This window comes from Mycetohabitans sp. B46, from assembly GCF_037389205.1.
Taxonomy (GTDB): Bacteria; Pseudomonadota; Gammaproteobacteria; order Burkholderiales; family Burkholderiaceae; genus Mycetohabitans.
The window spans coordinates 97,789-120,175 of sequence record NZ_JADBGL010000008.1; the positions used below are offsets into that span (position 1 = coordinate 97,789).

A 22,387-nucleotide genomic window follows, 5' to 3' on the forward strand; every position below is an offset into this window, starting at 1 on the left:
GCCGGACCGGCCATCCCATCGCGAAGAAGGAGATTCAAGTGGCCCGTAAAACTCCCATTGAGCGCTACCGGAACATAGGCATCAGCGCCCATATTGACGCCGGCAAGACGACGACCACCGAGCGCATCCTCTTCTACACCGGCGTGAGCCACAAGATGGGTGAAGTGCACGAGGGTGCCGCGACAATGGACTGGATGGAGCAAGAGCAGGAGCGCGGCATCACCATTACGTCAGCGGCGACCACGGCGTTCTGGAAAGGCATGGCGGGCAACTATCCGGAACACCGGATCAATATTATCGACACCCCGGGGCACGTGGACTTCACGATCGAGGTCGAGCGCTCGATGCGCGTGCTCGATGGCGCGTGCATGGTCTACGACTCGGTCGGCGGCGTTCAGCCGCAATCGGAAACGGTATGGCGCCAGGCCAATAAGTACAACGTGCCGCGCATCGCGTTCGTCAATAAGATGGACCGCGTCGGCGCGGACTTTTTCCGCGTGCAGCGGCAGATCGGCGAACGGCTGCGCGGCGTCGCGGTGCCAATTCAGATTCCGATCGGCGCAGAAGACCATTTCCAGGGCGTCATCGATCTGGTCAAAATGAAGGCGATCATTTGGGACGAGGACAGTCTTGGCGTGAAATTTGAGTACCAGGACATCCCGACCGATCTGGCCGAGCTCGCGCAACAATGGCGCGATAAGATGGTCGAGGCGGCAGCGGAAGCCAGCGAAGCGTTGCTCGAAAAATACCTCGAGGATCATCATTCGCTGACCGAGCAAGAGATCAAGGATGCACTGCGCAAGCGCACGATCGCCAATGAGATCGTGCCGATGCTGTGCGGCAGTGCGTTTAAGAATAAAGGCGTGCAGGCGATGCTCGACGCGGTCATCGATTACCTGCCGTCACCGGTCGACGTGCCGGCGATCCTCGGCCACACGCCGGACGACGAACAGGCCGAGCGGCATCCGGCCGACGACGAGCCGTTCTCCGCGCTGGCGTTCAAGATCATGACAGACCCGTTTGTCGGTCAGCTGATTTTCTTTCGCGTGTACTCAGGGGTCGTCAACTCGGGCGACACCGTGCTCAATCCGACCAAAAGCAAGCGAGAACGGATCGGCCGTATCCTGCAAATGCACGCGAACGAGCGAACCGAGATCAAGGAGGTGCGCGCCGGTGACATCGCCGCGGCAGTCGGCCTGAAGGAGGCGAGCACCGGCGATACGCTGTGCGACCCGAACAACGTGATCATCTTAGAACGGATGATCTTTCCGGAGCCGGTGATCTCGCAGGCCGTGGAGCCGAAAACAAAGGCCGACCAGGAAAAGATGGGTATCGCATTGAACCGCCTCGCGCAGGAGGATCCATCGTTCCGTGTGAAGACCGACGAGGAGTCAGGCCAGACGATCATCTCGGGCATGGGCGAGCTGCACCTGGAAATCCTGGTTGATCGGATGAAACGCGAATTCAACGTTGAAGCGACGGTCGGCAAGCCTCAAGTGGCCTATCGTGAGACGGTACGCAACGCAGTACAGGATATCGAGGGTAAATTCGTTAAGCAGTCCGGCGGCCGCGGCCAATACGGGCACGCGGTGATCGCACTGGAGCCGCAGCCGCACGGCAAGGGCTATGAGTTCGTCGACGCGATCAAAGGCGGCGTGATTCCGCGCGAGTTCATCCCGGCAGTGGATCGGGGCATCCGTGAAGCGATGCAGGCCGGCGTGCTGGCTGGCTATCCGGTCGTGGACATCAAGGTGACGCTGACATTCGGCTCATACCACGACGTGGACTCGAACGAAAACGCGTTCCGGATGGCCGGCTCGATCGCGTTCAAGGAAGGCATGCGACGCGCGCGGCCCGTGCTGCTCGAGCCGGTGGTGGCGGTCGAGGTCGAAACGCCGGAGGATTTCATGGGCAACGTAATGGGCGATCTGTCCAGCCGCCGCGGCATCGTCCAGGGCATGGAGGACATCGCGGGCGGAGGCGGCAAGGTGGTGCGCGCCGAAGTGCCGCTGGCCGAAATGTTTGGCTATTCGACCACGTTGCGCTCGCTGACACAGGGGCGCGCGACCTATACGATGGAGTTCAAGCACTACGCGGAAAGTCCGCAGCATGTCGCTGACGCCGTTATCAACGCGAAGTCGGCACGCTGAGCCCCGCCCATGCCCCCTTGCCGCGCCGCGGCGCTGTCAGGCAGGCCGCGCGCCGCGGCGTGTCGCGATCCGCTGCGGCACCACGCGATCGACGAATGGCAGCGTATGGACGTTCAGGCTACGAGAAAACGTGTGTTTTCACGACACACGACGGTACGCCGTTTACCGCCAACGACATCGTCGCAACGTTCCGACCGGTTGCGCGCTCCGAAAACCGGCTCGGCTGCTGCCTCGATCCTCAAGGGCGGGCTCAGCCCTAGCGGCGCCCGGGCGCAGGACAGCCATACCGTCTCATTCCATCTGGACGCGCCTAACGGCAACTTCCCGCACGACATAGACATATCGCCTGACAATGACAATGCGGGCCATCGTGCCGCCGCACACGGCAAGACAACGCTGACCAAGGTCGTACTGGGCGTGGTCGCGTCGGACCCCGGCGCCACAATCAAGTTCGCCGGCAGGCCCTACCGCCGGCGGCCATTGGCACGGCGTAGTGCCGAGTCAATCGACGCGCTGCAGCTCGTGTTCTAGAACACGGAGTGCGCGTGAGCGTCACGCTAACCGGCGAGGCGCGGGCGCGGCGTTTTATCGAGCAGGCGGCGCAAACGACAGACCAAAGCCGCCTAGAATAGCGGCTTGTGTTGCGAAACCGTCCGATTAACCTATGTCCGGAACCCCGTCTCGACCCACCCACCACGCCGTTGCACCGGAGCGCAAGCTGACCATCATGCTGTGGCTGGTCGCGACAGGATTCTTCATGCAGGCGCTGGACACGACGATTGTCAATACCGCACTGCCAGCCATGGCGCACAGCCTTGGCGAATCGGCATTGCGCATGCAGTCCGTGGTGATTGCGTACTCGCTGACGATGGCGTTGATGATCCCGATTTCTGGTTTCTTGGCCGACCGGTTCGGCACGCGACGCGTGTTCTTCAGCGCCATCCTCGTTTTCACACTCGGCTCGCTCATGTGCGCAAACGCGTCGGCCCTCTGGCAACTCGTCGCCTCGCGTGTGGTGCAAGGCGTGGGCGGTGCGATGCTGCTGCCCGTCGGACGGCTTGCCGTGCTGCGCAGCTTCCCACGCGAGCGTTACCTGCCAGCACTGAGCTTCGTGGCCATTCCCGGTCTAGTCGGGCCATTGATCGGGCCGACGCTGGGCGGCTGGCTCACCGACGTCGCGTCATGGCACTGGGTGTTCTTGATCAACGTGCCGGTCGGCCTGGCAGGCTGCATCGCGACGGCGCTGTTCATGCTTGGTGAACCGCTGGACACAGTCGGGCGCTTCGACGTGAAAGGCTACCTGTTGCTCGCCGTGGCCATACTGGCGTTGACGCTGGCATTGGACGGGCTAGCCGAGTTGCGACTGGCGCACGCGCCCGTGCTGGTATTACTGGTGCTAGCCTTCGCATGCCTGACAGCCTACGGACTGCACGCGACGCGCAGCCCGCACCCGCTATTCTCGCTCGAGCTATTCCGTATTCACACGTTCAGCGTCGGCCTGCTGGGTAATCTGTTTGCGCGCATCGGCAGCAGTGCGATGCCCTATCTGTTGCCGCTTCTGCTGCAGGTGAGCCTCGGCTACACACCGTTTCATGCGGGTCTGATGATGCTGCCGGTGGCAGCGGCCGGCATGGTGTCCAAGCGCATCGTCACGACATTGATCATGCGCCACGGCTACCGCCGCGTGCTGCTGGCCAACACCGTCCTGGTTGGGGCAACCATGACCAGCTTTGCGCTGATGTCACCCGATCAGCCGCTGTGGGTCCGACTCGTGCAACTGGCGATCTTCGGCAGCGTGAATTCGATGCAATTTACCGCGATGAATACGTTGACGCTGAAAGACCTTGGACGCGAAGGGGCAAGCAGCGGTAACAGCCTGTTTTCGCTTGTGCAAATGCTGTCGATGAGCCTGGGCGTCACGATCGCCGGCGCGCTGCTCACCACGTTCACGGCGCTGTTCGGACCCAACGCGCCATCGCAGACGCTGCCGGCATTTCACGCGACATTTATCTGCGTTGGCGTGATTACTGCACTATCTGCGTGGATATTCGGGCAACTGGCGCCGGACATCCGCAGCCCCGACAGGCACGATGGCGATGCCGAGACCCTCTAAGCGGCGCACGGCTGCGTGCACGCCGCATATCGCATATCGCATATCGCATATCGCGCACCGCGCACCGCGCAACACCGTCGCACTACGCGTACGCACCGCAACGGGGCGCCGCACAACGCGGACATCGACTGGAATGGCGCGTCGCTCACGTAGGAGCGACGCGTGGCGGGTACGCGCGCGGCGATGCCGCGCGCAAGCTTCACACGCCGAAGTTCTTGGCGGCGAAATCCCAGTTCACGACGTTCCAGAACGCCTCGACAAACTTCGGACGTGCGTTGCGATAGTCGATATAGTAAGCGTGCTCCCAGACGTCCAGCGTCAGTAACGGCGTGACGTCAGTCGTCAACGGCGTTGCGGCGTTGCTAGTCGAGACGATATTCAGTGAGCCATCGGCCTGCTTCACGAGCCAGGCCCAGCCGGAGCCGAACGTGCCGATTGCCACCTTTGTGAAAGCCTCCTTGAATGCGTCGTACGAGCCCCACTTCGCGTTGATCGCGTCACCGAGCTTGCCGGTTGGCACGCCGCCGCCCTGCGGCGACAGGCTGTTCCAGAAAAACGTGTGGTTCCACACTTGTGCTGCGTTGTTGAAGATGCCGCCCGACGATTGCTTGACGATCGCCTCCAGCGACAAGTTCTCGAACTCCGTACCCGGGATCAGGTTGTTCAGGTTCGTCACATAGGCCTGATGGTGTTTGCCGTAGTGGAATTCCAGCGTCTCTTCCGAGATGTGCGGAGCCAGCGCATTCTTCGCAAACGGCAAAGGGGGGAGCGTATGTTGTGCCATGGTGCAAACTTCCTTTATAACAGATTGGGGACTAGGGAGAGTCATGCTGCCGAGCACCCGATTCTAGGTGAGTTGGAATAACCCCGCAAATCGTCGGACCTTTACGCGCAGCATAACTTTGCTTATTCCTGTGAATGAGTCAGAACTGCTCGGCAGTGCGCCATCCTGCGCGATAGCCAGCGCCGATATCGCCGGCAGGCAACACTTATGCGCCGGACACTCATGCGCCGCTCTAGAATTCCTCATCCAGGCGGGGCTGCACGTGCGCAATACCGAGATCCGCGCTGCCGTGCGCGAGATGCACCGTCACGCGGCGGCCCGGATTGAGCGCGTCCGGCGCGCGCACCGCCGCGCCGCTGTGCGGGTCGATCAGCGCCGCATAGCCGCGCTCCAGCGTGCGCCGCGGACTGAGCAATTCGGTGCGGGCAGCCAACTCGGATACCTGCGCGCGTCGACGCTCGTGCTGCCTATGCAGGGCATCGTGCAGGCGCTGCCCGAGCCGCTGCACACGTTCAGCCGCTCGCTCGATGTCGGGCCGGCCGCGCCGCCAGCGCAACTGCACCATCGTTAGCCGCGCGCGCGCGTCCCGCACCGGACGCGCGCCAGCCGAGCCCAACCGCAGCGACAGTTGCCGCAGGTGCTGACGCTGCCGGGCGATTCGCTCGGACGGGCTCACGAGCCGGCGCGCCAGCCAGTCCAACTGCTGCGCGCGCCGCTCCATCATCCGGCCGAAGCCGCGCGCCAGCGCCGCGTGGCGATGGTCCAATTCGCGCAATAGCACGGTGCGCTGCGCACTGACCAGTTCCGCTGCCGCCGTCGGCGTCGGCGCGCGAACATCCGCCGCGAAGTCGGCAATTGTGAAATCGGTTTCGTGCCCGACGCCGGACACGATCGGCAACGCGCTGGAAGCGATTGCCCGCGCGAGCGATTCGTCGTTGAACGCCCACAAGTCCTCGATCGAACCACCGCCGCGGCACACGATCAGCACATCGACTTCGGCACGGCGATTGGCCGTGTCGATCATTGCCGCGACGCGCGCGGCCGCCTCAGCGCCCTGCACCGGCGCCGGGTAGACAATGACCGGTACATGCGGGGCGCGCCGTGCAAGCGTGGTCAGCACGTCGCGCAGCGCCGCGGCTTGCAGCGACGTGATGATACCGATGGCCCGCGGGTGCGGCGGCAGCGCGCGCTTGCGCTCAGCGGCGAACAGGCCCTCGGCCTCGAGCTGCGCCTTCAGCTTCAAAAATGCTTCGTACAGCCGACCTTGCCCGGTGCGCCGGACCGCCTCCACGTTCAGTTGCAACTCGCCACGCGGCTCGTACATCGTCACCGTGGCGCGCACTTCGATCCGGTCGCCCTCGCGCGGCGTGAACTGTGCATATTGGGCACGGCCACGGAACATCACGCAACGAATCTGCGCACAATCGTCCTTGATCGAGAAATACCAATGGCCGCTGGCTGCCCGCGTAAAGTTCGAGACTTCGCCGGCGATCCAGGCAAGCGCAAACGCACGCTCGAGCAAGGTGCCGATCGCGCGATTCAAGGCGGACACGGGAATCACCGCGTCGTCGCCGACAAAGGTGGCCGGGGAGGAAAATTCTGCTGTCATCGGGCGTACTGGGGACGGGAGGATCGGCACGACCCCGACGGGGCCGCAGCTGTCCACACGGTCAATTCTACCGGTCTTTGCGCCGCACCGGTCGGCCGTCCTCCCGCGGGATCGTCAAACCGTTGCCGCGCAAAGCTTTGCGTACTGCTCCAGTGGGAGGCAAGTCAATAAAAACCTTTCCCCTCCATGGGCTTACCGGCGGTAACCCCGAGATTCCCACACATTTATCCACAATAACTGGGGATAGTATGCTGAGGGCATTGAACGTATGTCGACATTGAACCCATTGTGAACGAATGTGATCGGCGCGCCCATGCGAACATCGGCCCACCCGGCCTATCAGCCGGCTTGCCGCGCGCGCCTGCGCCACGTTAGAGTTGCGGCCTGCCGTGCCGTTGACCGACGCCGTCCCATTGTCCGGCGCCTTTCCCCATCCGTACCCACCGCCATGCCTATGCCACTGCCCCGTGCCCTCATCGCCCGTCTCGAGCATCTGTTCTCGCGTGAATGGCAGCGCCGTGGCGCGCTCGCGTACACGCTATGGCCCTTGTCCCAGTTATTTTCCGCCGTCTGCGCGCTGCGCCGGCTCGCGTATGCGCGCGGCTGGCGCAAGACGTGGCACGTCAGCGTACCGGTCGTGGTAGTGGGCAACGTGACGGTCGGCGGCACGGGCAAGACGCCCACCGTCATCGCGCTGATCGAGGCGTTGCGCGACGCAGGCTTCACGCCCGGCGTGGTGTCGCGCGGCTATGGCGCGCGCATCGTGCAGCCCACCGCGGTCAGCCCCGTGTCGCCACCTGCGCTAGCGGGCGATGAGCCGCTGCTGATCGCCCGCCGCACCGGGGCACCCGTGTGGGTCTGCCCGGACCGGGTCGCGGCCGCCCGCGCGCTGGTGCAAGCCCATCGGGAAGTGGATGTGATCGTCAGCGACGACGGCCTGCAGCACTACCGGCTCGCACGCGACATCGAGCTGGTGGTCTTCGATCACCGACTAGGGGGCAACGGGTTCCTGCTGCCCGCCGGGCCGTTGCGCGAGCCGTTGAGTCGCGCCCGCGACGCAACGCTGATCAACAGCCCTTACGGGTGCAGCCTGCCACCGTGGCCAGCGACTTTCGCGCTGACGCTGCAGCCCGCCGACGCATGGCACCTGGATCATCCGCACCTGCGCCGGCCGCTGGCGCAGTTCGCCGGCGAGCGCGTGCTGGCCGCTGCCGGCATCGGCGCGCCGGAGCGTTTCTTCGCGACACTGCGCGCGAGCGGCCTCGTGCCCGCGACACGCGCACTGCCCGACCACTACGCTTTCGATGAGAACCCGTTCGTAACCGATGCAGCCGATGCGATCCTGATCACCGAAAAGGATGCGGTAAAATGCTCGGCTTGGCGTGACACGCGTCTATGGGCGGTGCCCGTCGACGCCACGCTCGACCCTCGCCTGATTGCGCTCGTTGTGGAGAAACTTCGTGGACGCTCGCCTGCTTGAAATCCTTGTCTGCCCGCTGTGCAAGGGGCCTCTGCACCATGATCGCAACGCGCAGGAATTAATTTGCCATGCTGATAAACTCGCGTATCCGATCCGCGACGGCATTCCAGTGATGTTGGCCGATGAAGCGCGCCAGACGGTCGAGGGCACACCGGTCGAGCCGGCCGGCAACTAATCTGATGCACGCCGCAGTTCCATTCATCGTCGTTGTTCCGGCCCGCCTCGCGTCCACCCGCCTGCCGGACAAGCCGCTCGCCGACCTAGCCGGCAAGCCTATGGTGGTACGCGTGGCCGAGCAGGCCCGCGCGTCAGGCGCGAGCCGCGTGTTGATCGCCACCGACGCCGAAGTCGTGCTCAATGCGTGCCGAGCGCATGGCATCGAGGCACTGCAGACCCGCACCGACCATCCGACCGGTACCGACCGGCTGGCCGAAGTGGTGCAGGCATGTCGACTCCCCGACGACGCGCTGGTGGTCAATGTGCAAGGCGATGAACCACTGATCGAGCCGCGGTTGGTCGCCGGCGTCGCCGCGCACCTGGCCGCCAATCCCGATTGTGCGATTGCCACCGCCGCCCATCCGATTACTGAGTCAGCGGAGGTCTTCAATCCGAACATCGTGAAGGTGGTCCTCGATGCCCGCGGTATCGCACTGTACTTTTCCCGCGCGCCGATCCCGTGGTCACGCGACGCATACCAGCCGCAGTGGAGCCCAGAGGACAGCACGGCGCCCGTGGTCAACATCGCGCGGCTGCCGGCGCCGAGCACTGCGGTACATCGTCACATCGGCCTGTACGCATACCGGGCTGGCTTCCTGCGCCGCTACCCCGACCTTTCGCAGGCACCAATCGAAATCGCCGAGGCACTCGAGCAACTGCGGGCGATGTGGCATGGAGAACGGATCGCGGTGTTGCTTACGCCACACGCGCCGCCGCCCGGTGTCGACACGCCGGCGGACCTGGCGCGAGTTCGCGCGATTCTCGCCCAACGAGGCTGAGGATCACGCGCCGCGTGGCATAATCGGACGCTTATGCCGCGCGGCCCGGTAGCGACAGGGGCGACAGGCGGCATGTACGGCGCTCATTGGCGATGAATTGTCCGCCGCGCACACGCACCGTGCGTCAGGCTGCAGTCTGATTGGCGTGCGACGCTGATGGTCTGCCCGCTCACAGAATTCACAAGCAATCTCGGAGATAATCATCATGCGTTTGATCCTGTTAGGCGCCCCTGGCGCGGGCAAGGGCACCCAGGCGAACTTCATCAAGGACAAGTTTGCAATCCCGCAAATCTCGACCGGCGACATGCTGCGTGCGGCCGTGAAGGCCGGCACGCCGCTCGGCGTCGAGGCCAAGCGCTACATGGACGCGGGCGAACTCGTTCCGGATACGCTGATCATCGGACTCGTCAAGGAACGGCTTCAGCAGGCCGATTGCAAGAACGGCTACCTGTTCGACGGCTTTCCACGTACGATCCCGCAGGCCGACGCGATGAAGCAGGCTGGCGTGGCGATTGACTACGTGCTGGAGATCGACGTGCCGTTTGACGAGATCATTGAGCGCATGAGCGGACGCCGCACGCACCCGGCCTCGGGACGCACGTATCACATCAAGTTCAATCCGCCGAAGGTTGATATGGTGGACGACGTGACCGGCGAGCCCCTGGTCCAGCGCGACGACGACAAGGAAGAAACGGTCCGCAAGCGCCTGGACGTCTACGTCGCGCAAACGTGCCCGTTGATCAACTACTATATGCAATGGGCGCAGCACGGTGACGAGAATGGGCTGAAGGCCCCCCGGTACCGGAAAATCTCCGGGCTCGGCACCGTCGACGAGATCCGCCAACGCGTGTTCGACGCGCTGCAGTAGCCGGCACAGAGCGACACGATCCAGGACACAACGATCCAAGATTGCCACGATCGTAGCGCCGCCCATGCGGCGCGGCTCACGAGGCTGCACGCGTATCGACATTAGGAGACAATCGGCATGCAGATCCGCGATCACGTTTTTGTCATCGCGGGGGGCGCCTCGGGCTTAGGCGCGGGCGCAGCCGGGATGCTGGCCGAGCACGGCGGCAAGCTGGTCATCGCCGACCTGAATAAAGCGGCGCGCCAAGCACTGGCCGACCAACTCGATAGCCACTTCGTCAAGTGCGACGTGTCACGCGAGGACGATGCGCGCGACGTGATCGAAACCGCCACACGGCTTGGAACGTTGCGCGGCCTGGTCAATTGCGCTGGCATCGCGCCAGCGCACCAAGACCGTTGGCAAGGATGGCCCGCCTTCGCTTAATTTGTTTGCCAAAACTATTGGCGTGAATCTGATCGGCACATTTAACACACGATCCGGCTTGCGGCAGCCGCGATGTCGGCCAACCCGCCCAATGAGCGGGGCGAGCGCGGGATCATTGTGAACACCGCATCGGTCGCCGCTTTCGATGGCTAGATCGGCCAGGCCACCTAGGCAGCCTTCAAGGGCGGTGTCGTTGGGATGACGCTGCCGGTCGCTCGCGAGCTGTCACGCAGCGCAATCCGTATCATGACGATCGCCCTCGGCATCTTCGAGACGGCCGATGTTGCTAGGCATGCCCCAAAAGGGTCAGCACGCGCTCGGCGCGATGGCGTCATTCCCGGCTCGGCAAGCCTTTCGAATATGCGATGCTGGTCAAGCAGATCTTGAATAATCCAATGCTCAACGGTGAAGTAATCCGGCTTGACGGCATGATCTGGGTGCAGCTGAAGTAATCGGGTACAGCTGGATAAGCGGTGCAGACGAAATAACTTAGAGCCGCTAACGCAACTAAACACGGCGCGCGGTGGCCTATATTGTGTCGCCCATGACAAGAAAAAAAATTAGCCACAAGTTGTGGGTGGCTTTTGAGCTACTGATTCACGATTGCGATGGCTTTTGAGTCAACGTTAGAGGCTATTACGCCTATGCCGGGCCTCGAAGGGCGAGCACACAAGCATGCAGACAACAAACGGCATGCCGACAAGGGTTACGACTGCCGTCGATGTCGAAATAATTTGCGCCGACGCGGCATCACGACAAAGTATCCTCGACCGCACTCAATCCTAATTGAGGTGGCGGGCTCGTTGTCTGCGGAGTCGCGCTAAAGATCGTGCTGTCACCAAACAACGGCACTGCATTGCCCCACTGGTCTTTTCCAATCGTCTCGCCGGGATGGGCCGCTGCATAAGCATTCAAATAATAGTTCGATGCATCCTGGTCCCAACCGCCCTGGCTCACCGCCACCGTATCGACCTGACGCAACAACTGGGCCGCGAGCCTATCGGTAGCTTCCTTTATTGTCATTCCAGCATGTGCCGCCGCGTACGCCGGTGCGATATTTTTTAATGCGCTTTCTTTCATCCTTACGCGGATTCGCATCTTGATGCAACTACCTATTGGAAAAAACTATCGATTAATATTATTTTTATCACACAACCACGCACAAAATCCGCACAAAATTGTAGCAAAAACTATCAATTTACCCCACTCACAAATCCTTTTTAAACTTGGCAAATAATATGATTTACCACCCTGGAGACACACAATAAAAGGCATCAAACCAAACTCAACAAACAATGCACCTATAATAAACGTCAACAAGCAAATAAGCATATACACAAGCAACGTCTGAATATTTTACCCCATTCGTAGATTTATTCCTTAGAAGATAGAATATCAAACAATATGACAGTAGTACCACTTGTCGATTCTGATACCACATTTCCTAATGCCGTACCTAAAAGCGATGGCAGTACGCTGGACGAAACATATTTCGACATACCAAAGCCCACATCAACCCACTCCGGCCGATACCACGGGTTCATTCTGACATTCAAAGCACGCTCAAGCGAGCCGCCCGCCTTATAACCAACCAGCGAACCAGCAGCAGCGCCTGCCATGCCAATATTCGGATTTTCACCTTTAACAGCAGAGCCCAATAAAGCTCCTCTTTGCATTAACATACCGGGTAAGAGGCCTGTACCAAACGTCAGCGCACCAGCCAAACCCGATGCCCCTGCATCGACCGGGTCAATTTGTCCGTTGTTGAATACGTATTCCGCACCACTATTTACCGCAGCGCCAATACTGCCGCCAGCAGCCATGCCAATCAGAGACGGTATGCCACCTACCGTTGCAACACCCAAGCCGATCATTCCTGCTCCCGCCAATGTTGCGCCAACCGGATTTTTCTGAATGTTCGCCTTTACCAGTTCATTATACGTTTGACCCTGTCCAAGCTGCTGCTGACCTAAATCGTACGAAGACTGATTCGGCTCGATGTACTCGCGGTTGTAATCTTGATCCGCATATTGCGGATCCTTCTTATCACCGTAGCAATTCAGATTCTGGCAGCCCACGATGCGGCGAATCTCGTAATCCTGTTTACCGCCTGACGCCTGCGCCGTCTGCTGATCCGAATTGCGCAGTATCTCCGCGACGATTCGTCCCTCCGCTTCCTGCTCACTAATCTTTAGCTGCTGCGCCACAAGCTTCGCATGCCGCTTCGCTAAATCATATTCGTTTTGATGCAGCTGCCTATTGAACCGATCACTCGTCTGCCTTATTTTTCTTGTGATGCGATTTTTCTACTCGATCTGCAAATGCAGCACCGAGCAAAGATAATGAAAGAGCAGGAGCAAATACCGTCAAATCAGGCTCTCCCGTTCCGAATGCTCCAAAGCCAATCACAACGAAGCACATAAGAAAAATCGCTGGACGAGTAAGCAGCATGAGCAGCAAATGCGGCGCCACCGGTCGCCCGATAAGACATGCGCACACCAAGAAAAATAATGACAAGCCTGCAAGAAATACGGCCTTTGGAGGAGCGACAAGGTAGACCAAAAAAAAAGAAAGCGTATAGAAAAATGCAGTTTCTAAAATATAAATAGCAATTGATTTAAAGATATCTGCGTTTCTCGATTTCATTTTTTATGCCCAAATAGATCATTCCACGATGGGAAAACAATTGTGGATGTCGTCGAAAGACCTGCGCCGATCCCAGCTCCATAGCCAACACCAGGAAACACCTTCATAGGTGCTGCCCCACCAATTCCGCCAATGGTTCCGTTATTGTTAATTGAGAAATTTGCTCCGCCTGACGGTCCAAAGCCCGCATCCAATTCTGCGTATCCCCCAGTGCTAGCGCCAGACGTCAGAGGACCATTTGTATGACTAACGCCCACACTTCCGCCTACCCCAGCGTACGCTCCCGCGCTTGCCATGCCGTTAGCTTGAACCTGAATGAACGGTGATGTTCCCGCCATTGTTCCATCTGTGGAAATTCCCATATTCAAGCCTCCACCGCCACCAACGAACGGCAGCATCACCGTTCCCGAAACACCGACAGAATATTGGGTAAATTTATCCGTTGTCGGTTGATACGAGAACCCGCTACCTTGTGCGCCCTTTACAATATACGTCTGCAAATCCGCATCGCCCGATCCAAGGCTTTGCATCCATACCGTCTGGCCCGCCCTATTCACCCCATAAAGAGTCCAAGCTGTACCAGCCTGCGGCTTATCTCCCGACGCCACACGCACATTTCCCGACAGCATCCCGCCATCCGACGTCACCAAATTCATCTGCGCCATCTGGTCCTCGATCTGTTGCACCGTGTACTTGCCGCCGCTCTCCGCCGCTAGCTTCTTCGCCAGCGTCTGCTCCTTCGCTTTCGTGTCTTCATGCAACTGCCGATTAAACCGATCGACGTTGTACGCCGCCTGCGCCCCTTGTGCCCCGCCGACCACGCCCCCCGCCACAGTCGACATCACATTCGCCACAATGTTGCCCAGCATCTTGTCCAACTCCGCATTGCCGGTCGGCTTTTGCTGCGCAATCTGTCGGCTTACCTCATCGAGCTTGTTCGCCAGCAACGCCGATACCAACGACCCCGCGCCGCTGTGCGCCGCCCCCAACAGCCCTCCGCCAATGCCCCCCACCAGCGAGCCGCCCGCGCTCTGCAGGCCAACACGGTAGCGCCCGCTCTCACCCCATTGCTCCGCTTCGGCCAAATACTGCTGCTTCTGTTGCGGATCGTCGCTCTCGCTAGCCGCCTTGAGCAAGGCATCGCGCTTGGCATCCGCCACGTCCCCAATCCGCCGCGCGAGCGCCTCACCGGCGTCACGCATCGCGCCCATCAGCTCACTCTGATTCTGCAAGCTCTGCTGGACGTCCGGCGTCTTGTCCACCCGACCGTTTAGATTCGTCGCATCGCGGTTCAGCCCCGCGATAGCCTGCTTTTGTTGATCAGGGTTCGTGATCTTGATCTCAGCATCGCTGATCGCGCTCTGCGTGCGGGCACGACTGCTGCCGCTCTCGCTCAGATACAACGGCGACGCTCCCCCGGCATTCTTGCCCGAGCTTGATCCGGTCGGCTGGTACACATTGCCGCCGTCGCCTGCCGTCGCGCCACCGCCGATGCCCAAGGTGCCCGCCTGGTAATTCGAGTGGTTCTCAATCGCCGAGTAGCTCAGCGTGCCAGTCCGCAGGCGATTCTGCGCCTTCGCCGCCTCACTCGCAATAAACGCCCCCTTCAGATCGGTGTTGCCCTTCACAGCGATGTCAAAACCGTCTTCGCCAGCCTCGATCCCCGCCTGCTCGGCAACGCTCGCGTAGTTGCCGCGCGCGTTGCCGTTCTGCACGTTGAAACTGGCACTGCCCCCACCCTGGCTCACGTTAAGCCCGGCGCCCGCGCTATGCTGGTGCGCCGCACTCATGCTGGTGTCCTGGACGCTCGCCACATTCAGGTCGCCCTGCACGTCGGCGACCACCCGATTGCCCTTCACGTTCGCGCCTACGACGTTCGTATCGCCACCGCTCTTGATCGTCACGGTGTCGCTCGCGCGAACATGGGTGTTGTTCTGCATCGCCCCGTCCGTGTTACCGTCGCCGTTAGCACGCGCAGCCGACGCCGACACCCCCAGCCCCTTCGTGCCGATCGAGACGCCGACGCTGCCGCTTGTCGAGCCATTGTCGTGACGCACACGCTCGGTGTCGGTGCTGTTGAGCAGATCGACCCGATCGGTGGCCGCAAGGTGGACGTTTTGCGCATCAATCTGCGAGCCGCGAATGATCACATTCCCCTGGCCTTGGTCCTTCTCGCCCGTCGCCTGGAGTGTCGCGCTCCCGCCTGCCTGCACGCGATTGCCGCGCGCTTGCGTGCGGTCCTCGCTGAACGCCGAGCGGCTGCCGGACGAGCCGACGCTCACCGTCAGCTTCGCTTCAGGCAGCTCACCCTTAGCCAGCGTGCCTAATTCGTCCGGCACCGACTGGTACGCACCGTACAGGCCGCTGGCTCCGGCTAACCCGCGCAGCGCCCGTACCCGATCGTCTTGACTGTGGGCACCTGCGCTGGCCTGCTGCACCACATTATTTACCGCTGCGATGCCCGGCGTTTGAATCCCGAGCGTCACGCCGCTTTGCCGGCTCGCCTGTTGTCCGCTATGGTGCTGTTCATCGGTCACGCTCTGCAGCGTCACCGTTTTGGCCGTGTCCACCATGTCCTTCGCGGCGATGAGATCGCTGCCTTTCACAAGCAGTTCGTTGCCCGCATCGATCGTCACGTTGCCCTTGACCGAACCGACCACGCTGCCGTAATGCGTGACCGACGAGGACTGCACCTGGTCCGACTGCGCGCGCGAGCCAATCGTCACGGCCAGTCCGTCTCCGGATAGCAGGCCCGATTCCTTCTTGTCATAGTAGCTCGACGACTGTGCCCTGTCCTGCGAAGTCGTAATGTTGACATCGCGGCCCGCCTGCAACTTTACCTCATGCGTGCCGACCACCTGGCTGCCCATGATGCTGACGTCCTGACCACTTGCCACCGTCACGCCGTCGGCTGAAACCGTGCTGCCTTGACTGTAGGCCGCCGTCTGGTCAATACCGCTCGCCGCCTGGGATCCGCTCACGACATTGCTGTGGCTATGCGTCTCGCGCGAATTCAATATGTGCGTTTCAGTCACCGCGCCCACGTTCACGTCTCCGGCTGCCAGCAGATTCGCACGGCCCTTATCTAGGCTGATCGCACTGCCGCTGAGCGTGATGTCCTGACCCGACACGATATTGACGGTGTTGCCGCCCTTGAGTGTCGTGCCCGTGAGTGTCTGATTCAGCGTATGCCGCGTCTCCGCATAGCTGCCATGACTGTCGCTGCCCGAGCTGTTGCTATTCGTGATCGTTGTCGCGCTCGCCGAGCCGAGTGACACGTCCCCCTTGGCGACAAGGTTGCCGCCTTGCCCGAGGTCGATCTGCGCACCCTTCGCCGTGAGGTCGCCGCCAACGTTGATATTGGACATACCACCGACCTTGACCGAACTGCCGACCACGCTGTTGATGTCCGTGTTCGATACACCATTCGCACGTTGTACGATTTTGTGCTCGCCGATTTGCTGCGCGCCGAGCGTCCAGTGACCACCGATATCGGTACTGAGATCGCCGCCAACCACAAGATTGCCGGCATGCTGCTGGACATCCCCACCGGTCACCATGCTCGCATCGCCCGCCACCTCCAGTTTTGCGGTCGGTCCCAGCTTCGTCGTAACGCGCGTCGCGCCGTCACGGCTCACCTGGTGCGTCGTCTTCGTCGCGGTATCGAGAACCAGATCTTTCCCCGCATCCAGTTGCAGGCTGCCGGCCTTCACGTTGGCCGACGTCAGGTCGATCTTGCCCTCGGTCGTGAGTGACATCAGACCGCCGCTTTGCAGCGCGCCAAACGCATTGGCGATTTGCTTGCCCTGAATGGCAAGCGTATGCTCTGCCTTGACGGTGCCACTGTTCGTGAACGACTGCACATTCTGCAGATCGATATTTGTCGCAGTAATCAGCGGGCCATCCATGTTCTGCTGGCTAGTCTTCGCCAGATACACGACCGGCACCAGAACCGACTGACCGTCGACCACGCGCGTCTCCATCATCACCACGTTGCTCGTCAGCTTCGACACCTGTTCGGCTGACAAGCTCACGCCAATCGGCAAATCAAGCGACTTGGACAACGCGGCACCGGCAGCCATCAGAGACTGGTACATCGACTGCACATCCGTGTGCGGACCGAGCACCGCCTTGCCCGTAAGCGCTGTAACCTGATTGCGCACCAGTTGCTGCTCGTAGAACCCATCGCCGAGACGTTTCTCGAGAGGCGTAAGATCGACGCCGATCTGCTTGAAGAAGTAATCGCTCGACATGAAATGCTTGTGGTTCGTGAACGCGGGGTTCGTCTCGATCACATAGCTTGGGTTCGGTGCGGGATTCGGTCTGAACAACCCGCCTTGCGGAATCGTTAGGTTGTTCAGCACATTTAGCGCCGTGGCACTCGCGATGATTGGATCGACGATCGTCGATATGCTGCCCCGTACTGGCAACCCCGGCGATTTCGTCCCGCTCGCGTTGCCGTTGAGCGAGCCGATCGTCAGCCCTGGCACCGACTGGCCGGGGAGCAGGCCGAGCGACGGAACTGATGGGCTGCCCGCCGGGTTGCTGATGCTCACGCCCGTGCCGGAAATCGTGCCGTTGGCCCCCCAAGTCGCGTCGTAACTTGGCAGCCTGTAATCCTTGATGTCGGCAGGTGCCGCTTGCGTATAGCCTCCCGGACGGCCAGTGACGAACGGCGCATCGCCAAACGGCAACTGCCAGTTGTATTCACTGTTGTCGTAGTTGTTGTAATGATACTGCCCCGAGTACCTCACTCTGACCATCGGCGCCTGCTGGCCGGTGGCGGCCCAGCCATCCATGTCCAGGTGGGTGGGTTGCTGGATATCGCCGGCTGCCGCCACATTGCTCCAATAATTTTGCAGCAGGCCGACTGCCGACGCGTCGAGGGATCCACCCGAGATAATCTGTCCGGCTGGGCTGATGTCCGTCACGGTGTTCGCGACCGCCTTGCCCTCGTAGGTCGTGTACTGATATGTGCTGTTCCACTGGCCGCCATGCGGCGGCTCGGTGAATGCGCCGCCAATCATGTTCGCCATCTCCGGCGTGGGCTTGTCGACCCAAGGGACACTGTGACCGTAGCAGGCCTCCATATAAATCGCAGTGCAGCCTTGCATGCTGATGTTGTGTCGCGCTAGCAAGGCCGGGTCAACGTTTTCGGTGAAGCCCGAGGTTCTCATCACGCGGCGCGTGTTCAGGACCCTGTCGGCATGCAACTGCATTGGGCCACCGGACTCGATCCGCGCAGACTGGTTGTTGATCAGCGCAGCTCTCGTGTAATGACCATTGGCATCCTTGCCCCCGGCCAACACGACCTTGCCCATGCCGACGATTCCCGTTTGTGCCATCGTGTCAGTGGCCGTCGTGTCGTCGCGGTTCTCGATGTCGCGCGCGAGAATTTCCAGCAGGCCTTGGCTGTCCGAGGCGCCCATCAGCGCCGTCGGCCCCAGATTGAACACCGTACCGTGCGCCTAAATCGTCGCACTGCCGCCAACTAGCGTTCCGGTATTGGTCAGATGGCCAGAATGCGTACGGAGCAAACTGCCCGCCGAGATCGAACCAGAGTTGACGATATTGTCTGCATTGACGCTCACATTGGGGACCCATTGCAGGTTCGCGTGGTTTGTGAACGTGCCCGGCAACGTGAAGGTCAGGCCGTGACCGACATTGAACTGCGTGTCGGAGGCCACCGTGTAATCGCCTTGCAGATGCAACGTTGCATCGTTGGCCGCGCCGTATGTGCCGCCGCCTTGCAGCGTGGCCGCCGCTACCGTCAGGTTGCGCGTCGAGCTAACCGAGCCATCCGTGTTCGTCACTGCGCCAGTCATTGTCACGTCCACGTCGCCGTTAGAGTTGGCGAGATTGCCGATTTTGCCACCACGATTGTCCAGCGTGGCCCCTTGAACGTGGAGCGTCGCGCCACTCAGTTGGCCACCTTGCGCGTTGACAATCGACGCCGCACTTACCTTCACGTCGCCGTTGCCCGTAATCTTGCCCATGTCGGCAACACCGCCCGCATGGCTGTTGACGATTTGGTTGGTACCTTGCACGGTCATGTTGCCCGTGCCGAGATCGTTGATCGAACCGTCAGTATTGTCGATCGACGCGGATTGAATCTTAAGCGTACTCGTATCGCCGGGCGTCGATTGGCCCGCCTGAATATGGCCGACCTGGTTCACGAGCGCGCCTTCATTTACCAACGACAAGGACATGTCCGAGCGCATCAGTCCTTGCGTATTATTGATATCGCCCTTGATCGTGGCGATGATGCCGCGCTGGGCCGACACGACCCCTTGTACGTTGCTTAGGTCGCCGGCTTCAATCAGCACCTGGCCCGTGCTTTCGATCCGGCCCGATGTGTTGTTCAGACGGCCTGCTCTGTGCCCCGGCGCCACCGTCAGCGTCCCCGTGCCGGCATGCGTAATCGTGCCCCCTGAGTTGATCAGTTCAGCGGGAGTGAGTGCCAGTTCACGGCTGTTGGTCTTGAGCGTGCCGCCATTCGAGTTGTCGATCTTGCCGCTTACCTCAACGGTCATCGGCGACGCTTGCCATTGCGTGATTTTGCCGCCGCGGTTCGTCAGGTCCGCCGCCTTCAATGCAAGCTGGTTGGCTTCGATCGTCCCTTCGTCGTTACCCAGCGTTGAATCGACCGTCAGGCTTAAATGGGGTGCACCGATCGAACCACCGTGATTCGACAGCGTGGTGCTATGAAGGATCGCCGCCCCCGCGCTTGTCTTCAATGTGCCGTTGTCGTTCGTCAACGTACCGCCAAGCGTCGCGGTGAGTCCGGTTTGGCCGACCAGGAAACCCGACGTATTGTTGAGGGTGTGCGTTTGGACGACGATCTGGCCGTTGCTGTCGATCTTACCACCGACGTTTGAAATTGAGCCGATGCCATTGCCGAGCGTGAGCGTGCCGTTGCCTGCGTGATAAAGCGTACCGCCGTCATTAATCAACACCGCGAGGGCAAGTTTCAGATCCGTGCTGTTGGTCTTGAGCGTGCCGTCGTTCGAGTTGTCGAGCGTGCCGCTAACGTTGACAGCGATCGGATCGGTTCCAGTCTGCGTTATGGAGCCGCCGCGATTGAGCAAGTCGGACCCGTTCAACGACAACCGATCTGCCTGTACGGTCCCGGAACGATTGTCCAGCGTCGTTCCGTTCAATGTGGCCGCCTGCCCTACGATCGTGCCGCCGGCATTATAAAGACGCGAACCCGCATCAACCGTGACGTTCTGAGCGGCCTTCAGCAGCCCGTTGCCATTGCCAACAAACTGCTGTCCGATCACGCGCAGATTCGCCTTGCTCGACATCGTGCCCTGATTGGCGACAATTCCTCCTTGCACCGTCACGTCGCCGTTGCCACTGATCACACCGCCTTGCGCGCCGTTCGCCGCCGTGCCTGCTGTGTTCGTCAACTGGCCACTCGTCGTGACGGACAGGCTGTCACGGTTGAGCGACGTCACCCGACCGCCAAAATTGTCCAGCGATGCGCCGTCTACAGTCATGTGGCTGGCGCTCTCGATGATGCCTTGCTGGTTCAAGATTGCCCCGCCGTGCACCTCGACCGTACTTTGCGACAGCAGCTCGCCGCTCTGATTGGCAACTTGTCCGCCTGTCTTCACTAACAGCGGGCCTTGCGCCGAGATTTTGCCGCTTTGGTTCGATACGCTGCCGCCCATCAGCGTCACGTCCGCGCCGCTCGACAGCTTGCCGTGGTCGTTAATTAATGCGCCCGATGCGCTCGCCTTGATCCCGCCTTGCGCGCTCGTCGTCGCGGCCGATAGATTTAGGTCGCCCGCGTTAGCGTTCAACGTCAGGCCGCCATTTGCGATGGTAAGGCTACCCGCAAGATTCACGTTGCTGCCCGTCAGGAACACGTTGCTGCCCGCCAGGGACACATCGCTGCCCATCAGAGGCATGTCGCTACCCATTAGGGACACGCTGCTGCCTGCGCCGTGCTTGCCAGTCACGCTCAACAGCCCTGTCGCCGTCACTTGCAGGTCGCCGGATGGGCCCATTGAGCCGTCGCCATTTACGCCCGCGCCGAGCGTACCAGTCGAATGGACACTGCCAGCGTTCACCGTGACATCCTTCTGAGCCGTCAGCATTCCGCTGTGGACAAGGTCGGCGCACGTATTTACAGATAGGTACTGTCGGCTATCGATCGTGCCGCGATTATCGATCCCGCCAGCGGCCGACAGCCCGATATTGCCGCTCGCCTGCGTCTTGCCCGTCAACACCAGGCGGCCTTCGCTCGTCAGCGTCAAATCACCGGCCTGCGCGCTAATCTCACCCGCGCTGTGCACCCCCACACCGTATTCGGTGCCGACCATGACGATCCTATCAGCGTACATACCGCCAAGTTGGCCAACGTCAATCGATACGCTTGGCGCCGGCCCGTCGCCATGAATTGGCGTGGCCGCTAACGTGTCGTAAGGCACTTGGTTCGCGCCGGTCACCACGTTCAAGTTTTTTGCGTAAATTTTAGCGTTCGCCTGTACTGCGCGCGCGATCAAGTCGACTTGATCAATGTCTGACGCTTTAAACTCCGCGCCATGCACGGTCACCAGCCCACGCGACACATTGAAGCCGGCTAGCGAGCCGTCCGCGCCATAGTAAGGTTGTCCGGTCGTCAGCGTCGCCCGGCTTGTGTTGATGAAGCCCCCGCCGTTCACGACAATGCCCGACGGATTAGCAACCACCACCTCGGCGCGCGGACCTGCCACTTCCACATGGCCACGCAGCTGGCTTGCCTCTAGGCTATGAACCTCGTTGACGATTAGGCGCGCCGACTGATTCGGACCGAAGTGCGGATTGCCGTTGATATAGCCTGCTTGATCCGTTTTAACAACCGCCGAAGCATTGTTCAGGATCACGCCGGGCGCTTGGACGTCGAACTGATGGTAGTGATTGATCGACACCCCTGCCCCCGACGGCCGAGCGATATCGACCTGCGGCAAACCATTTTGCGTTTGGATGACTCGAGTCTCTCCCCCAGGAGCCGGTACGATTTGCGCAAGGCCCCACGCTGGCCACGCGCTTAGCCCGAGCGCCACGAAGCGGGCCCGGCCCACACGCCACACTGGCTCAACACCCACTAGAATCCAGCGCGTTGCCATATAGGTTAGCCTCGTCGGGCAATTTAACTAACTTAGTATAAAGATTCGCCATTGGCCAACCGCCCGTGCCGCACCCGGACACCGCCCCCCATTCGATCGGAAAAAATACTGCGCAGGACGGACCGGCCCACCCTAGTGGGCCGCCCCGCCATGCCAATATCAGGTCCCCGCTGGCCGCGCCAGCCCCTATTTGCCAAGGAGCA

11 protein-coding genes and 3 pseudogenes are annotated in these 22,387 nt (G+C 61.0%); 8 read left to right on the forward strand and 6 right to left on the reverse strand.

What is annotated here, in order from left to right; all coding sequences use genetic code 11:
* Positions 1-38 precede the first annotated feature (38 nt).
* The 3 genes and pseudogenes from fusA (at position 39) to mdtD (ending at position 4,263) form a co-directional block, all read left to right on the forward strand.
* A complete protein-coding gene (gene fusA, locus IHE30_RS10500) occupies positions 39-2,150 on the forward strand; it encodes an elongation factor G (protein WP_337690411.1) in 2,112 nt (703 codons plus the stop codon).
* Between the two features lie 97 nt (positions 2,151-2,247).
* A pseudogene (locus IHE30_RS10505) lies at positions 2,248-2,513 on the forward strand (ABC transporter substrate-binding protein); the annotation flags it as partial.
* A 301-nt stretch (positions 2,514-2,814) separates the two neighbouring features.
* On the forward strand, positions 2,815-4,263 hold the full coding sequence (gene mdtD / locus IHE30_RS10510; protein ID WP_337690413.1) for a multidrug transporter subunit MdtD: 1,449 nt from the start codon (positions 2,815-2,817) through the stop codon (positions 4,261-4,263).
* 199 nt (positions 4,264-4,462) lie between these two features.
* Here mdtD and sodB read toward each other — a convergent pair whose 3' ends face one another.
* Positions 4,463-5,047, reverse strand: a complete 585-nt coding sequence (gene sodB, locus IHE30_RS10515; protein ID WP_337690414.1) for a superoxide dismutase [Fe] — start codon at positions 5,045-5,047, stop codon at positions 4,463-4,465.
* Between the two features lie 232 nt (positions 5,048-5,279).
* Positions 5,280-6,656: an exodeoxyribonuclease VII large subunit gene (xseA, locus tag IHE30_RS10520; RefSeq protein ID WP_337690416.1), complete on the reverse strand. Its 1,377-nt coding sequence runs from the start codon at positions 6,654-6,656 to the stop codon at positions 5,280-5,282.
* Positions 6,657-7,110: 454 nt separating this feature from the next.
* Here xseA and lpxK point away from each other — a divergent pair, with 454 nt between their 5' ends.
* From lpxK to IHE30_RS10545, 5 genes and pseudogenes are all read left to right on the forward strand, one after another.
* A complete protein-coding gene (gene lpxK / locus IHE30_RS10525; RefSeq protein WP_337690551.1) occupies positions 7,111-8,136 on the forward strand; it encodes a tetraacyldisaccharide 4'-kinase in 1,026 nt (341 codons plus the stop codon).
* Positions 8,117-8,311 carry a Trm112 family protein gene (locus IHE30_RS10530; RefSeq protein WP_337690418.1) on the forward strand — a complete coding sequence of 65 codons (195 nt, stop codon included), beginning with the start codon at positions 8,117-8,119 and terminating at the stop codon, positions 8,309-8,311. The genes lpxK and IHE30_RS10530 overlap by 20 nt, the downstream gene beginning before the upstream one ends.
* A 4-nt stretch (positions 8,312-8,315) precedes the next feature.
* The gene (gene kdsB, locus IHE30_RS10535; protein WP_337690420.1) at positions 8,316-9,131 is read left to right on the forward strand and encodes a 3-deoxy-manno-octulosonate cytidylyltransferase; all 816 of its coding nucleotides are present in this window, start codon (positions 8,316-8,318) and stop codon (positions 9,129-9,131) included.
* A gap of 205 nt (positions 9,132-9,336) precedes the next feature.
* Positions 9,337-9,999 (forward strand): adenylate kinase, encoded by a 663-nt coding sequence (gene adk / locus IHE30_RS10540; protein WP_337690421.1) that lies wholly within the window; start codon positions 9,337-9,339, stop codon positions 9,997-9,999.
* A gap of 117 nt (positions 10,000-10,116) precedes the next feature.
* Positions 10,117-10,874, forward strand: a pseudogene (locus tag IHE30_RS10545) (SDR family NAD(P)-dependent oxidoreductase).
* Between the two features lie 298 nt (positions 10,875-11,172).
* On the opposite strand, the gene IHE30_RS10550 reads toward IHE30_RS10545, so the two are convergent.
* The 4 genes and pseudogenes from IHE30_RS10550 to IHE30_RS10565 form a co-directional block, all read right to left on the reverse strand.
* Positions 11,173-11,445, reverse strand: coding sequence for a hypothetical protein (locus tag IHE30_RS10550; RefSeq protein ID WP_337690423.1), 273 nt, complete (start codon positions 11,443-11,445; stop codon positions 11,173-11,175).
* Between the two features lie 350 nt (positions 11,446-11,795).
* Positions 11,796-12,629 (reverse strand): hypothetical protein, encoded by an 834-nt coding sequence (locus IHE30_RS10555; RefSeq protein WP_337690425.1) that lies wholly within the window; start codon positions 12,627-12,629, stop codon positions 11,796-11,798.
* Positions 12,630-12,690: 61 nt separating this feature from the next.
* On the reverse strand, positions 12,691-13,068 hold the full coding sequence (locus tag IHE30_RS10560) for a hypothetical protein (protein WP_337690426.1): 378 nt from the start codon (positions 13,066-13,068) through the stop codon (positions 12,691-12,693).
* Positions 13,069-14,549: 1,481 nt separating this feature from the next.
* Positions 14,550-22,160 (reverse strand): annotated as a pseudogene (locus tag IHE30_RS10565) (hemagglutinin repeat-containing protein); the annotation flags it as partial.
* Positions 22,161-22,387 lie beyond the last annotated feature (227 nt).